The organism is Pseudomonas asgharzadehiana, from assembly GCF_019139815.1.
In the GTDB taxonomy this organism is placed as follows: domain Bacteria; phylum Pseudomonadota; class Gammaproteobacteria; order Pseudomonadales; family Pseudomonadaceae; genus Aquipseudomonas; species Aquipseudomonas asgharzadehiana.
The window spans coordinates 5281674-5296420 of sequence record NZ_CP077079.1; the positions used below are offsets into that span (position 1 = coordinate 5281674).

The window sequence follows — 14747 nt, forward strand, 5'->3', positions numbered from 1 at the left end:
TCAGTCTCCAAGCGGCAGGCTATCGGGGCCGCCACGGTAATCGTCCAGGGCCAGCTTGATTCGGCGCAGGCGTTCCTGGTTGGCGTCGGGCAGGGCCAGCGCCAGCTCGGTGGCGAGCAGGTCAATGGCCAGCAGCATGCCGTAGCGCGCCGCCGTGGGTTTGTAGATAAAGCTGGTTTCGGCCGGTTGCAGCGCCAGCACAACGTCTGCCAAGCGTGCCAGGGGCGAGTCGGCCAGGGTGATGGCGAGGATGCGCACATCGTAGTTGCGCGCCAGCTCCGTCACCGCCAGTAACTCGGGGGTGAGGCCGGTGAGGGAACACACGATCAGCGCGTGCTCCGCGCCCAAGGTGGCGGCGGTGACGCGCATCATCACCGGGTCATGACAGGCTGCAATCGGATAGCCCAGGCGCACCAGGCGCACTTGCAATTCATCGCTGCACAGGCTCGATGGGCCGCCCATGCCGAACGCATGGATCATCCGCGCCTTGCCCAACAGGCTCACCGCATCGGCAAAGCTCGCCTGACTGAACCCAGACAGGTGCTGACGCAACGTCGCCTCGATATCGCCGAGAATCTGCCGATGGAACGCCGACTGCTCGGGCAACCCCGCCGGGTCCAGGAAGCGGCTGCCGACGCCGCTGGCCTGGGCCAGTTGCAGGCGCAGATCGCGTAAATCCCGACATCCCACGCTGCGGGCAAAGCGCGACAACGTCGCCGTGCTCACCTCGGCCCGCTGGGACAGTTCTTCCAGGCTGGCGGACGCGGCAAAGCCCACGTCCTCCAGCATCAGTTGGGCAATACGCCCTTCGCCAGCGCTGAACGAGGCTTGGCGGGCGCGGATCTGGTAGAGGATGTCCATCGAGGCTCCGGGTTACAGAAGGCAGGACAGACCGTAGGTCAGAGCGAAGGCAACCACCGAAATCAGCGTCTCCAATACGGTCCAGGTCTTGAAGGTTTGGATCACCGTCATATTGAAGTATTCCTTGATCAGCCAGAAGCCGCCGTCATTGACGTGGGAAAAAATCACCGAGCCTGCGCCCGTGGCCAACACCAGCAATTCCGGGTGTGGATAACCCAGGCCCAGGGCGACCGGCGCGACCACGCCGGACGCCGTCGTCATCGCCACGGTGGCCGAGCCGGTGGCGATGCGCATCAAGGCCGCGAACAGCCAGCCCATCACCAGCGGCGACAGCTGGAAGGCATGGGCCAGGCCAAGAATTTCGTGGGTCACGCCGGCATCCACCAGAATGCGGTTCAACCCGCCGCCCGCGCCCACCAGCAAGGTAATGCTGGCGGTCGGTGCCAGGCATTCATTGGTGAATTTGAGGATCGATTCGCGGTTCAAGCCCTGGGCCAGGCCCAGGGTCCAGAAACTCACCAGGGTCGCCAGCAACAGCGCGATCACCGAGTTGCCGATAAAGGCCAGGAACTGGTTAAAGCCCGTGCCCGGCGCTGAGATCACGTTGGCCCAACCGCCGATCATCATCAGCACCACCGGCAACAGGATAGTGCCCATGGTCAGGGCAAAACTCGGTAGACGGGTGCGCGGTTCACGCTCGATAAACTGGCGCTCCAGCGGGTTTTCCGCCGGCAGTTGAATGCGCGGCACGATGAACTTGGCATACACCGGGCCGGCGATGATCGCCGTAGGGATGCCGATCAAGATCGCGTACAACACGGTCTGCCCCACCGACGCGTTATACGCCAGCACCGCCATCATCGCGGCCGGGTGCGGCGGCACCAGCGCATGCACCACCGACAGGCCGGCGACCATCGGCAAGCCGACCATCAGGATCGACACACCGACGCGCCGCGCCACGGTAAAGGCGATCGGCACCAGCAACACAAAACCCACTTCGAAAAACAGCGGCAGCCCCACCAGGAACGCGATGCAGACCATCGCCCAATGGGCATTGCGCTCACCGAAACGGTTGATCAAGGTGCGTGCCACCTGCTCGGCGCCACCGGACTCGGCCATCATCTTGCCGAGCATGGTGCCCAGCGCCACCACCAGGGCAATGTGCCCCAGGGTCTTGCCCACGCCCGCTTCATAGGAGCCCATGATGGTGTCCGCCGGCATCCCGGCCATCAGCGCCAGGCCGATGGACACCAGGGTGATGACGATAAATGGGTTGAGCCGGTAGCGTGCGATCAGCACGATCAAAGCAATGATGGCGATGGCAGCATATGCCAGTAGCCCGAAGCCCGGTGATGCAGCCATGCGGTACTCCTCGTAAAAGGGTCACGTCGAATAGGTTGTGAAACTCATAAATCATTACCGAGGAGGGTTTTCAATTTTTATGAAAGTAAGTTTCGCCCACGGATAAGTGCTGTCGCGTCGGGATATGCGCGACACCCGCGGATGAAAATTCGCGGGGCGTTCTTACATGAAGATCACACGGCTGGAAACTCAACGGACGCGCTTGAGTCATAAAACTCACATCCCTTGATGCCCAGGAAAAACGCAGATGATTCGTACGCCATTCGCCGCCAGTATCTTGCTGCTCGCCCTGTGCGGTACTACTGCCACCGCCGCCGAGAACCCGGCCCTGAAAAAATGCATGGACGGCGCCAACACCACCGCCGACATGGTCACGTGCAATATCAAGGAAACCAAAGTGCAGGACACGCGCCTGAACACCGCCTACACAACCGCACTCGCGGCGCAGGAAGGCAACCGCCGGCAGCAACTGCAAGACGTGCAGCGCCTGTGGATAAAGTACCGCGATGCCAATTGCCAATTTATCGGCTCGGCCACCGGCGGCACCATCGATCAGGTCAATGGCACCGGCTGCGTGCTGGACATGACCCAGGCACGCGCCCAGGAACTGGAAGACCTGGTCGGGCCGTGATCACTTATTCAGGATGAACGCGAGCGCGCTTGAGCAGCTTCTTGCAGCGCTCCGACAAGTGCAGCACGCGTAAATGCTTGCCGGCCTTGGTGTACCGCTCGCGCAGGGTCATCAGCGCGGCAATTGCCGAGTAGTCGACAAAGCTCAGGTGGCGGCAATCCAGTGTGACCTGCGCCGGGTCGTTGGCCGGATCGAACTGGTTCAAAAACCCGGTGGTAGAGGCAAAGAACAACGTGCCGTGCAGGCGATAGAGCTTGCTGCCATCAGCCTCCAGATGTTCATCGGCGTACAGCTCACGGGCCTGTTGCCAGGCAAAGTTCAACGCTGCGATGACGATCCCGCACAGCACGGCGGTTGCCAGGTCGGTGAATACCGTGATCACCGTTACCGCAATAATCACCAGCACGTCATTGGCCGGTACTTTGTTGATCACCCGCAGCGACGCCCAGGCGAACGTCTGCTGGGATACCACGAACATCACCCCCACCAGCGCCGCCAGCGGGATGCGCTCGATCAGCGGCGACAGAAACAGAATGAACAGCAGGATCATCACCCCGGCAAACACCCCGGAGAAACGCCCGCGCCCGCCGGAACTGAGGTTGATCACGGTTTGCCCGATCATCGCGCAACCGCCCATGCCGCCGAACAGGCCCGACACCATATTCGCCGCGCCCAGGGCCACGCTTTCGCGGTCCGGGTAGCCACGGGTCTCGGTGATTTCGTCGGTGAGGTTGAGGGTCAGCAGGGTTTCCAGCAGGCCGACCATGGCCATCAGGAACGCATAAGGCGCAATGATGCCCAGGGTTTCCAGGGTCCAGGGCACCTGCGGCAGCGCGAAGCCCGGCAGGCCGCCGGCGATGTGCGCCATGTCGCCGAGGGTGCGGGTCGGCAACCCCAGCAGATACACCGCCAGGCCTACGCCGAGGATCGCCACCAGCGCCGGTGGCACCGCGCGGGTGATGCGTGGCAGCACGTAGACGATGGCCATGGTCGCCACGACCAGCCCGCTCATCACATACAACGGCGTCCCGCTGAGCCAGTGCTCGCCGCTCTTGAAATGCTCCAACTGCGCCAGCGCGATGATGATCGCCAAGCCGTTGACGAAACCCAGCATCACCGGATGCGGCACCATGCGCACCAGTTTGCCCAGGCGCAACAGGCCGAACGTGAGCATGATCAACCCGCCCAGCAGCACCGTGGCGAGCAGGTAGCCCACGCCGTGCTGCACCACCAGCGCGACGATCACCACCGCCATCGACCCCGCCGCGCCCGAGACCATGCCCGGGCGCCCACCGAACAACGCGGTGAGGGTGCAGATGATAAAGGCGCCATACAGCCCCATCAGCGGGTTGAGGTGAGCGACCAACGCAAAGGCGATGCACTCGGGCAGCAGCGCGAAAGACGTGGTGAGGCCGGCCAGGGCATCGGCGCGCAGACGGGTGAGGTTCATGAGATACCAGGGAATTGCGGGGGATTAGGCGGGGAATGGTACGAAATTGCAGCGGGTGGGGCCAGTAATGTGTAACAACAGATGAACCCGGTAGCCGCCCATTCAGCAGGCATACCGCGCCAACTTGGCCTGGATAAAGTCCAGGAAGCACTGGATCCGCAACGCCAACTGCGAGTTGCGATAGAACACCGCATGGATCGGCTGGCGATAGCCACTGTTGAACGCCTCCAGCACCGGCACCAGGCGCCCGGCGTCGATGTCGGCGCTGGTCATGAAGTTCGACAGGCAACAAATGCCCTGCCCTTCCAGCGCCAACTGACGCAGGGTTTCACCGCTGGACGCAGCAATACCCGGTTCGATCAGCCAGCGGTCGCCCTCCCCATGGCGCAACGGCCAGTGGTTGAGGGTTTCGGTGTGGGTGAAGCCAAGCAACGTGTGTTCCGCCAGTTCGGCAACGGCCTGCGGTGCGCCGTACTGCTTGAGGTAACCGGGGCTGGCGAGGATGTGCAACGGGGTGCAGCCAAGTGAGCGTGCGTGCAGGGTGGAATCCGCCAGGGCACCGATGCGAATGGCGATGTCGGTGCTTTGCTCAAGCAGGTCGATGATCAGGTCATCGCTGTTCAGCTCCAGCTGGATATCCGGGTAGAGGCTGCGAAACTCGGCGATGTACGGCACGATCCCATGCAGCATGAATGGCACGGCAGCGTTGATGCGCAAGCGCCCGGCGGGGTTCTGGCGGCGCGATGACATGCGCTCTTGCAGCTCATCCATCTGCGCCAGGATCAGCTTGGCCTGCTCGAAAAAGTACTTGCCCTCCTCGGTCAGGTCCATGCGCCGTGTGGTGCGGTTGATCAGCGTGGTGTCGAGCTTGGCTTCCAGACGCGACAACGTGCGGCTGACCGCCGAGGGCGTCTGCCCGACCTGCTCCGCCGCAGCGGAAATCGAGCCGCACTCGATCACGCTGACGAAGGTCTGTAGCTCATCGGATCGGGCTTTCATGGGCGGTCCTCAGTGTCGGTTGCGCGCAGCTTACACCGAGAGGCTGAACACCTGCGCCAGATGCTGCTCGTAGCGTGCCACGTCGGCCTCGATCGCCGGGCGTTTCATCACGTCCACGCAGAGGAAGGTCGGCAGGCGGCGCATGCCGAGGAACTCATTGGCCTTGTGGAACGGGAAGTACACCGCATCCACGCCCTTGGCCTCGAAGAAATCGCTCGGATCGTCGAAGGCTTGCTGCGGTGCATTCCAGGTCAGCGAGAGCATGTACTGCTTGCCCTGAATAAGACCGCCACTGCCGTACTTCTGCGAGGCATCGGAACGCGTACGACCGTCGCTGGCATACAGGCTGCCGTGGCCTTCGGTGAAGACTTCGTCGATGTATTTCTTGACGATCCACGGTGCGCCCATCCACCAGCCGGGCATCTGGTAGATGATCACGTCGGCCCAGAGAAACTTGGCGACCTCTTCAGCCACGTCGTAGCCCTGGTCGATGTGCGTGACCTTGACGTCGACGCCGCCACGGTCCAGCACGGCCAACGCGGCATCATGCAGGGTGTTGTTGTAGCGGCCATCGGAGTGGGCGAACTTTTTGCCGCCGTTGAGCAGGAGTACTTTTTTCATGGGAGGGCATCCAGAAGGTTGAAATGTCTGGACGCAGACTATCGACCTCAGCCCCTGGGAATAAGCCGCCACGCGGCAAAATACCTTTGACCAAAAAGCACGAATACCCAGCGCATTGTTAACCGCTGATCAGCAGATGCCCGCCCAACAGTGCCATGCCGATAAAAAACAGGCGCTTGAACAGCACCGCACTGATGCGCTGGCGCAGTGCCTGGCCCAGCCACATGCCCAACAGCGCCGGCACCAGCGCCAGCAGCGAGGCGCTGATTTCACCCGTGCCCAGCATGCCGCGCCAGGCCAACCCCGCCGCCAGCGCCAGCGTCGACACGCTGAACGACAGCCCCAACGCCTGCACCAGTTGATCGCGATTCAAGCCCAGCGCTTGCAGGTACGGCACCGCAGGAATCACAAACACCCCGGTCGTTGAGGTGATCACGCCAGTGACCAGCCCACACAGCGGGGCCAGCCAGCGCTCGGTTTCAGGCTTGACCCTGAAGGCGGGCAGGAACAACCCGCTCAGCGCGTACAACAGCAGTGCCCCGCCCAGCGCCCGCACCACCCAACGCCCGCCATCCATGCCCAGCCACACCGTGCCAAGCCCCGTGCCGAGGAAAATCAGCACGAGCATTGGCCACAGCCGCTTGAGCAAGCCACTCAGGTGGCCGCCGAATGCCAGTTGCCACAGGTTGGTCACCGTTGACGGAATGATCAGCAACGCCGCAGCCTGCGCCGGCAGCATAGCCAGGCCGAGCAGGCCCATCGCGACAGTCGGCAAGCCCAGGCCGATCACACCCTTGACGGTGCCGGCCAGCAGGAAGGTGCCGATCACCAGCAAAGTCAGGGCGGGGCCGAGGTTTTGGTAGAGCGCGAGGAAGGTATTCATGGGGCGATTGTGCGGGTTTGGAGCTGGGCTGGATATTCGCCATATACTGAGGCAGCCTCTTGTTTTATGTGAGGCTGAGGGCCTCATCGGGGGCAAGCCTCCCTCCCACATTTGAATGTATTCGCAAATCAACATGTGGGAAGGGACTTGCCCCCGATGAGGCCAGTAACGCCATTCGAGAACCCCAGCCATGCACTTTGACCTGATCGACCTGCGCCTATACCTGCACACCCTCGACACCGGCAATATCACCGCCGGCGCCGGCCGCAGCCATTTATCCCTGGCCGCCGCCAGCGCCCGCATTCGCGCCATGGAAGCGTCGCTGGGCATCGAGTTGCTGGCGCGCGGTCGCCGTGGCGTCACGCCAACCGCCGCGGGCAAGGCGCTGGCCCGCCACGCGCGTCTGCTGCTGCAACAGGCCGACCATTTGCAACAGGACCTGGCCGAGTACGCCAAGGGCATCAAAGGCCAGGTGCGCCTGCTGTGCAACACCACGGCGCTGACGGAATACCTGCCGGAACTGCTGGCGGACTTTCTGTGCGAACACCCCAACCTTGAGATCGACCTGCAGGAGTTGCCCAGCCTGCGTATCACCCAGGCCCTGCGCCAGGGCACGGCGGACCTGGGGATTATTTCCGACGCCGTCGACACCCATGGCTTGCAGACATTGCCCTTTCGCGATGACCCGCTGGTGCTGATCCTGCCCCTGGAGCATCCCCTGGCGAATAAAACGGTGAGTTTTATCGACAGCCTGTCACACGATTACGTCGGCCTGGCCGCCCACAGTGCACTCGCGTCGTACCTGGAGGAACAAGCGCTGCACGCCGGCTTTCGCTTGCAGACGCGCGTCCGTGCCGAGGGGTTTGAGGGGGTGATTCGCATGGTCGCCCGGGGCGCGGGCCTGGGCATCGTGCCCCAGGCGGCACTGGACCGCTGGCCGTTGCAACGCGCCTTCACGGCCCAGCCTCTGCAAGAAGGCTGGGCCTGCCGCCAGTTGTTGCTCTGCGCGCGTTCGTTCGAGCAGTTGCCGGGTTACGCCAAAGCCTTGTTCGAGGCCTTGGCCCTGCCCTTGCGGAAAAACCCGTAATACACCGCGCTCAGAATCAACAGGAACGGCACGCCAAAGACCAAGGTCATCCTGAACGCGTCGGTGAAATACGTGGTGATCATCACCGCGCCCATCAGCACCAGGCCCAGCAGCGTACTGTAGGGAAACAGGCGCAGCTCGAAGGACAACTTCGCCCCGCCATGGCGCTTGCGATAGCGGCGGAAGAACAGGTGCGTGAGAAAGATCATGAACCAGGTGAAGATCGCGCCAAACATCGAGATCGCCATCATCAGGGTGAACGAGCTTTGCGGGTACAGCACGTTGAGCAAGGTCGCCAGCGCAATGCCCGAGCTGGACAGCAGCAACGCGTTCAACGGGATGCCGCTCTTGGTCAGGGCGCCCATGGACTTGGGCGCAAAGCCGGCGCGGGACAAGCTGAACATCATGCGCGTGGTGATGTAGAGCTGGCTGTTCATCGCCGACAACGCGGCAATCAGGATCACGAAGTTCATCACCCCGGTAGCGCCGGGAATGCCGATGGTCTGCATCACCGTGACGAACGGGCTCTGGGCCTGACCGGCCTGGTTCCACGGCACGATGGCCAGCATCAGCGCCAGGGTCAGCAGGTAAAACACCACCAGGCGCACGATGGTGGCGCGAAAGGCCTTCTTCACGGCCTGCTCCGGGTCGGCGGCTTCACCGGCGGCCACGGCAATCATTTCGACGCTGAGGTAGCTGAAGATCGATACGATCACCGCGATCCACATGCCGCTCAACCCATGCGGGAAAAAACCGCCGTGAGCCGTGTAGTGATGCACGCCGTATTCCGGGTTGCCGGAACCGAACACCACGTACACCGCCAGGATGATGAAGCCGACAATCGCGCTGATCTTGATGGTGGAGAACCAGTATTCAAAATTGCCGAAGGTCTTCACGCTGATGGCGTTGAGCACAATCAGCACACTGGAAAACGCCACGATCCACACCCACTCCGGCACGTTGGCGAACCAGTACTTCATGTACATCGCCACCGCCGTGACCTCGGCGCCCACCGCCAGCACAATCGCCGCCCAGTACGCATAACGCACCAGGAACCCGGCGAGTGGGCTGATGTAGAACTCGGCGTACGCGCCAAACGACCCCGAGGTGGAATGCGCCACCGTCATCTCCGCCAGGCAGCCCATCAATAGCAAGGTGATCAATGCGCCGATGGCGTAGCTCACCAGCACGCTGGGCCCGGCATAGCCGATGGCATAGGCACTGCCCATGAACAGCCCGGTGCCGATGGCGCCACCGATGGCGATCATGCTCATCTGGCCAGAAGTGAGCTGGCGCCTCAGGCCCAGTTCGCGGTGGGTGATTTCTGCAAAGCCTTGGTCTGGCGTGGTCACGTTGGTGTGCCTCTTTATTATTGTGATTGCACTGTTTGGATATTGGCGCCGATCCCCTGTGTCTAATTCAGGTGACGCTGTGGCGCACTTTGAACTGCGGTTGGTCCCAGGTGCTTTCATCGAGGATTTCACCGAGGATTTCCACCGCGTCCCACACCTCACTGAAACGGGTGTAGAGCGGCGTAAACCCAAAGCGCATGATGCGCGGCTCGCGGTAATCGCCGATCACCCCGCGCGCGACCAGCGCCTGGATCACCGCATAACCTTCAGGATGTTCGAAGCTCACATGGCTGCCGCGCCGGGCGTGTTCACGCGGGGTGATCAGCACAAGACCATGGGCGGCGCAACGCGCTTCGACCAACGCGATAAACAGGTCCGTCAACGCCAGGGATTTACGGCGCAGGCAGGCCATGTCGGTCTGTTCAAAAATCTGCAGCCCGCACTCGACCATGGCCAGCGAAGTGATCGGCTGGGTACCGCACAGGTAGCGGGCGATGCCGGCACTCGGCGCGTAGTTGGACTCCATGGCGAACTGCCGGGTATGCCCGAACCAGCCCGACAGCGGCTGACGCACCTGGTCGACCAACGCCGGGTTGACCCATACGAACGCCTGGGAACCGGGCCCGCCGTTGAGGTATTTGTAGGTACAGCCAATGGCGTAATCCGCCCCGGCGGCGCGCAGGTCGATAGGCACCGCGCCAGCCGAATGCGCCAGGTCCCAGATGCTCAGGGCGCCGCACTCATGGCTCAGGGCAGTGAGCGCCTGCATGTCGTACATGTAGCCGGTTTTGTAGTTGACGTGGGTAAGCATCACCACCGCCACGTCGGCGTCGATCGCCTGGGGCAGTTCGTCCGGGCTGTTCACCAGACGCAGGCAATAGCCCTGTTGCAGCAGCTCGGCCAGGCCTTCGGCGATGTACAGGTCGGTGGGAAAGTTGCTCGCTTCGCTGACGATCACCTTGCGCGCGGGTTCGCGTTGGCGCTGCACGGTCAAGGCGGCGCTGAGTACTTTGAACAGGTTGATCGACGTGGTATCGGTGATCGCCACTTCGCCCGCACCCGCGCCGATCAGGGGGGCCAGGCGATTGCCCAGGCGCAGCGACAGGTCGGCCCAGCCGGCGCTGTTCCAACTGCGGATCAAGCCATTGCCCCACTCCTCGGCGATCACCTGTTGCGCCCGCGCCAGCGAGGCCACCGGGCGCGCGCCGAGGGAGTTACCGTCGAGGTAGATCACCCCCGCCGGCAGCGCGAACTGATCGCGCAGAGGCGCCAGCGGGTCCTGGGCGTCGAGGGTTTGGCAATGGCTTCGGGAGGTCATGACAGGTCCTGGTTCTTATCAGTGAAGACGAAGCAAATAATGAACGAAGATTTGCAGAATTTTCGTGCAAAGTGGTGGGCAACAAGCTAATTAAGCTGTAGGAAATTCGAATTTAACACCTAAACACGCGGATTTATTCTAACCATGATTCTCGACGCCACCGACCTGCGCCTCCTGCATTTCCTGCAACAGGATGGCCGTATCAGCAACCAGGAACTGGCGGAAAAAGTCGCGCTGTCTCCCTCCGCCTGCCTGCGCCGTTTGCGCCTTCTGGAGAGCGAGGGAGTCATCAGCGGTTACCGCGCGGTGTTGAATGCCGAGCAACTGGGCATCGAGCTGGAAGCCATCGTGCACCTGTCGTTACGCCAGGATGTCGAGGACTGGCACGAAACGTTCATCAAGAAAGTGCAAGGCTGGCCGGAGGTGGCCAGCGCCTATGTGATCACCGGCGCGAGCAACTACGTGCTGCGGGTGCAGGCGAGGAACCTCAAGCATTTTTCGGACTTTATCGTGAACCACCTGAACCGCACGGCGGGGGTGATGGATATACGGTCGGAGATCGTGTTGCAGAAGATCAAGGATCGCGATGAGGTGCTGGATCTGGTCGTACGCAAATAGCGACAGCAACAAAGATCAAATGTGGGAGGGGGCTTGCTCCCGATAACGGCGGATCAGTAAACATTTAAGTGACTGACACACTGCTATCGGGAGCAAGTCGAATCGTCGCACCGCCCCTCCCATATTTTGACCGCGCTTATCAGTCTTCGAGGGCTCGCACTCGCTGCATGCGTTTCTGTTCCAGCGGTGCATCAGCCACCTGCAGCTCAAAATCAAAATCAATCTGCGCGAGGCGCCCTTGCACCCCAAACTCCCGCGCCAGTTGCTGGTCGTCACTGAAGCGGATCTCGGCGATCAATTCATCGCGTGTCGCATACGCAAAGTCGTCGTGCAGGTAGGGGTCGTCCGACAGGTTGATCTGCGTGGTCAGGTGCCGATAGCCCGGCGCCGAGATGAAGAAGTGGATATGCGCCGGCCGCTGCCCATGGCGCCCCAGTTGGTCGAGCAACTGCTGGGTCGGACCGGTCGGCGGGCAGCCGTAGCCCGACGGCACGATGCTGCGAAAACGGTAGTTGCCCTGGGCATCGGTCTGGATACGGCGGCGCAGGTTGAACTCCGATTGAGTGCCATCGAACCAGGAATAAGTGCCGCCGGTATTGGCCTGCCACACATCGACAATCGCGCCGGCCAACGGTTTGCCATTGGTATCGCGCACCTGGCCGCGCATGAACAGCGGCACTGCGGCGTCGGTCCCATCATCCAAGCGCGCTTCGTACTGGGAGAGTGGCGCGCCGGCTACGTACAGCGGGCCTTCGATGGTGCGCGGAGTGCCGCCGGTCTTGCCGGCCTCTTCATCGGCGGCATCCATCAACATGTCCAGGTAATGCTCCAGGCCCAGCCCGGCGACGAGTAGCCCGGCCTCTTGGTTCTTGCCCAGTTCGTTGAGGTAGTTGACTGCCTTCCAGAACTCTTCGGGCGTCACCTCCAGGTCTTCGATGATGTTCACGGTGTCGCGCAATATGCGGTAGATCAGCGCCTTGGTGCGCGGGTTACCGCCGTCATTAAGGTTGCCGCTGGCTTCTTCGAGAAACTGTTGGGCATGGGCAGTCTGGGACAGTCGAATGGACATGGTGCACTCCTCATCTTGTAGTTATCAGGTGTAGGACCGGCTTAACGGTCGTCCTCATGGATCGACGAAGGGTGGCGGCACAGGGCGTTCACTTCGATGGCCATGTAAGGGTAAAGCGGCAGTTGCATCAGCAGGTCATGCAGTTCCTGCACGCTATCGACATCGAACACGCTGTAGTTGGCGTAAAGCCCGGCAATGCGCCACAGGTGGCGCCATTTGCCCTCCTGTTGCAACCGCTGGGCAAGCGCTTTTTCGTCGGCCTTGAGGTGGGCGGCGCGCTCGGGGTTCATGTCGACGGGCAGGTTCACAGTCATTTTTACGTGGAACAGCATGGCGGGCGCCTCTTAGTGTTTATCACGGCGGAAGAACGCCAGGCGCTCTTCGTCGATGGCCAGGCCCAGGCCCGGCGCGGTGGAGACATGCAGATGGAAATCGCGGTACACCAGCGGCTCGGTGAGGATGTCTTCGGTGAGCAAAAGCGGGCCGAACAGCTCGGTATCCCAAGCCAGTTTGTTCAGGGTCAGGAAGGCGTGGGCCGAGGCCAGGGTGCCGATACCGCCCTCCAGCATGGTGCCGCCGTACAGGCCGATACCCGCCGCTTCGGCAATGGCCGCCGTGCGCAATACGGCACGCGGGCCGCCATTCTTGGCGATCTTGAGCGCAAACACCGAGGCCGCACCGTCACGGGCCAGGTTGAAGGCATCTTCGACACACTCGATGGACTCATCGGCCATGATCGGCGCCGGGCTCGACAGGTTCAGCCGCGCCATGCCGCCACGGTTGTTGCGCGAGATCGGCTGCTCGATCAGGTCGATGCCGTTATCGCCCAACACCTTGCACGCCCGCAGCGCCACGGCTTCGTCCCAGGCCTGGTTGACGTCGACGCGCACACTGGCGCGCTCACCCAGGGCCTTCTTGATCGCGATGACGTGGGCCAGGTCGCGGCTGACTTCACCGGCACCGATCTTCAGTTTGAAGATACGGTGGCGGCGCAGGTCGAGCATCTTCTCGGCTTCGGCGATGTCTTGTTCGGTATTGCCGCTGGCCAGGGTCCAGGCCACCGGCAAGGCGTCTCGCACACGGCCGCCGAGCAGTTCGCTCACGGGAAGATTCAGGCGTTTGCCCAATGCGTCGAGCAAGGCGCTTTCCACGCCGGACTTGGCAAAGGTATTGCCGCGGATACTGCGCTCCAGGCGCAACATGGCGGCGTTGATATTGCTGGCGTCCTGGCCGACCAACAGCGGTGCAAAGTGCCGGTCGATGTTGATCTTGATGCTGTCGGGGCTTTCGTTGCCGTAGCTCAGGCCACCAATGGTGGTGGACTCGCCGATGCCTTCGATGCCATCGGCGCAGCGAATGCGGATGATCACCAGCGTCTGGTTTTGCAGGGTGTGCATCGCCAGCTTGTGCGGGCGGATGGTGGGGAGGTCGACGATAATCGTCTCGATCGACTCGATGGCGCAAATCGGCATGGCAATACCCGTTGGGTTCTTTATAGGTCTGCGCTGATTCTGTGCCCGTGCTTTCCAAGCAGCCAATATAGAATTAGTCTCGAACAATACTTTTAAGGTATCAAAGGAGCCGTCATGGAACTGCGTCACCTGCGCTACTTCCAGGTGTTGGGCGAAACCCTCAACTTCACCCGCGCCGCCGAACGCCTGCATATCGCCCAGCCGCCGTTGAGCCGGCAGATCCAGCAATTGGAAGAGGAACTGGGCGTGGTCCTGCTGGAACGTGGCCGGCCCTTGCGGCTGACCGAGGCCGGGCGATTCTTCTATGAGCATGCCAATGTGTTGCTCGAACAGTTGAACAAAATCTGCGACAGCACGCGGCGTATCGGCCAGTGCGAAAAAACCTGGCTGGGCATCGGTTTTGCGCCGTCGACGCTGTATGGCGTGCTGCCCGAGCTGATCCGACGGCTGCGTACCCACGAGGCGCTGGAGTTGGAGTTGGGCCTGTCGGAAATGACCACGTTGCAGCAGGTCGACGCACTCAAGGCCGGGCGCATCGATGTGGGTTTTGGGCGGATCCGCATCGACGACCCGGCCATCGTGCAACGCGTGCTGGTGGAGGACCGGTTGGTGGCCGTGTTGCCCGCCGGTCACCCGTTGCTCGCCGCGCCCGCCACCCTCGCCCAATTGGCCGCCGAGCCGTTCGTGCTGTACCCCGGCAATCCGCGCCCCAGCTATGCCGACCACGTGATCGCACTGTTCGACGCCCATGGCTTGAGCCTCAAGGTGGCGCAGTGGACCAACGAACTGCAAACCGCCATCGGCCTGGTCGGCGCGGGCATGGGCGTAACGCTGGTGCCTGCGTCGGTGCAGGTGCTGCATCGGGCGGATATCGGCTACACGCCAGTGGTGGAGGCCACGGCGACGTCGCCGATTATTCTGAGCCGAAGGGTGAATGATCAGTCGCCGGGGGTGAGGCATTGTTTGCAGTTGGTTGAAGAGCTGATCTGAGTTCATTCAAACACCAAGCCCCCTCCCACATTTT

At 62.1% G+C, this 14747-nt stretch carries 15 protein-coding genes; 4 read left to right on the forward strand and 11 right to left on the reverse strand.

Annotated features, from left to right (window positions below):
- Positions 1-861, reverse strand: a complete 861-nt coding sequence (locus KSS96_RS23980) for a MurR/RpiR family transcriptional regulator (protein ID WP_017531137.1) — start codon at positions 859-861, stop codon at positions 1-3.
- Between the two features lie 12 nt (positions 862-873).
- Positions 874-2223, reverse strand: a complete 1350-nt coding sequence (locus KSS96_RS23985) for a GntT/GntP/DsdX family permease (RefSeq protein WP_017531138.1) — start codon at positions 2221-2223, stop codon at positions 874-876.
- A 247-nt stretch (positions 2224-2470) separates the two neighbouring features.
- Here KSS96_RS23985 and KSS96_RS23990 point away from each other — a divergent pair, with 247 nt between their 5' ends.
- On the forward strand, positions 2471-2854 hold the full coding sequence (locus tag KSS96_RS23990) for a lysozyme inhibitor LprI family protein (protein ID WP_065876574.1): 384 nt from the start codon (positions 2471-2473) through the stop codon (positions 2852-2854).
- Between the two features lie 4 nt (positions 2855-2858).
- Here KSS96_RS23990 and KSS96_RS23995 read toward each other — a convergent pair whose 3' ends face one another.
- The 4 genes from KSS96_RS23995 to KSS96_RS24010 all read right to left on the reverse strand — a co-directional run bounded on the left by KSS96_RS23995 (position 2859) and on the right by KSS96_RS24010 (position 6807).
- Positions 2859-4304, reverse strand: a complete 1446-nt coding sequence (locus KSS96_RS23995) for a SulP family inorganic anion transporter (RefSeq protein WP_065876575.1) — start codon at positions 4302-4304, stop codon at positions 2859-2861.
- A gap of 102 nt (positions 4305-4406) precedes the next feature.
- Positions 4407-5303, reverse strand: coding sequence for a LysR family transcriptional regulator (locus KSS96_RS24000; RefSeq protein WP_017531141.1), 897 nt, complete (start codon positions 5301-5303; stop codon positions 4407-4409).
- 30 nt (positions 5304-5333) lie between these two features.
- Entirely contained in the window at positions 5334-5924 is a 591-nt protein-coding gene (gene mdaB, locus KSS96_RS24005; protein WP_017531142.1) for an NADPH:quinone oxidoreductase MdaB, read from the reverse strand.
- Between the two features lie 118 nt (positions 5925-6042).
- A complete protein-coding gene (locus KSS96_RS24010) occupies positions 6043-6807 on the reverse strand; it encodes a sulfite exporter TauE/SafE family protein (RefSeq protein ID WP_068933582.1) in 765 nt (254 codons plus the stop codon).
- Between the two features lie 190 nt (positions 6808-6997).
- On the opposite strand from KSS96_RS24010, the gene KSS96_RS24015 reads away from it, so the two are divergent.
- On the forward strand, positions 6998-7894 hold the full coding sequence (locus tag KSS96_RS24015) for a LysR family transcriptional regulator (RefSeq protein ID WP_017531064.1): 897 nt from the start codon (positions 6998-7000) through the stop codon (positions 7892-7894).
- Here the strand turns inward: KSS96_RS24015 and KSS96_RS24020 are convergent.
- Together KSS96_RS24020 and kynU are read right to left on the reverse strand one after the other, a co-directional pair.
- On the reverse strand, positions 7840-9246 hold the full coding sequence (locus KSS96_RS24020) for an amino acid permease (protein ID WP_065876576.1): 1407 nt from the start codon (positions 9244-9246) through the stop codon (positions 7840-7842). The genes KSS96_RS24015 and KSS96_RS24020 overlap by 55 nt on opposite strands.
- 67 nt (positions 9247-9313) lie before the next feature.
- Entirely contained in the window at positions 9314-10564 is a 1251-nt protein-coding gene (kynU, locus tag KSS96_RS24025; RefSeq protein ID WP_065876577.1) for a kynureninase, read from the reverse strand.
- A 144-nt stretch (positions 10565-10708) separates the two neighbouring features.
- Here kynU and KSS96_RS24030 point away from each other — a divergent pair, with 144 nt between their 5' ends.
- Entirely contained in the window at positions 10709-11182 is a 474-nt protein-coding gene (locus tag KSS96_RS24030; protein ID WP_017531067.1) for an Lrp/AsnC family transcriptional regulator, read from the forward strand.
- A gap of 139 nt (positions 11183-11321) precedes the next feature.
- Here the strand turns inward: KSS96_RS24030 and catA are convergent, their stop codons facing one another.
- From catA to KSS96_RS24045, 3 genes are read right to left on the reverse strand one after another with little or no spacing between them, the layout of a single operon-like run.
- Positions 11322-12251 (reverse strand): catechol 1,2-dioxygenase, encoded by a 930-nt coding sequence (gene catA, locus KSS96_RS24035; protein ID WP_017531068.1) that lies wholly within the window; start codon positions 12249-12251, stop codon positions 11322-11324.
- Between the two features lie 41 nt (positions 12252-12292).
- Positions 12293-12583: a muconolactone Delta-isomerase gene (gene catC, locus KSS96_RS24040; protein WP_017531069.1), complete on the reverse strand. Its 291-nt coding sequence runs from the start codon at positions 12581-12583 to the stop codon at positions 12293-12295.
- Between the two features lie 12 nt (positions 12584-12595).
- The gene (locus KSS96_RS24045) at positions 12596-13723 is read right to left on the reverse strand and encodes a muconate cycloisomerase family protein (RefSeq protein ID WP_017531070.1); all 1128 of its coding nucleotides are present in this window, start codon (positions 13721-13723) and stop codon (positions 12596-12598) included.
- A 114-nt stretch (positions 13724-13837) separates the two neighbouring features.
- Here KSS96_RS24045 and KSS96_RS24050 point away from each other — a divergent pair, with 114 nt between their 5' ends.
- On the forward strand, positions 13838-14713 hold the full coding sequence (locus KSS96_RS24050; RefSeq protein WP_217855372.1) for a LysR family transcriptional regulator: 876 nt from the start codon (positions 13838-13840) through the stop codon (positions 14711-14713).
- The last annotated feature ends 34 nt before the right edge of the window (positions 14714-14747 follow it).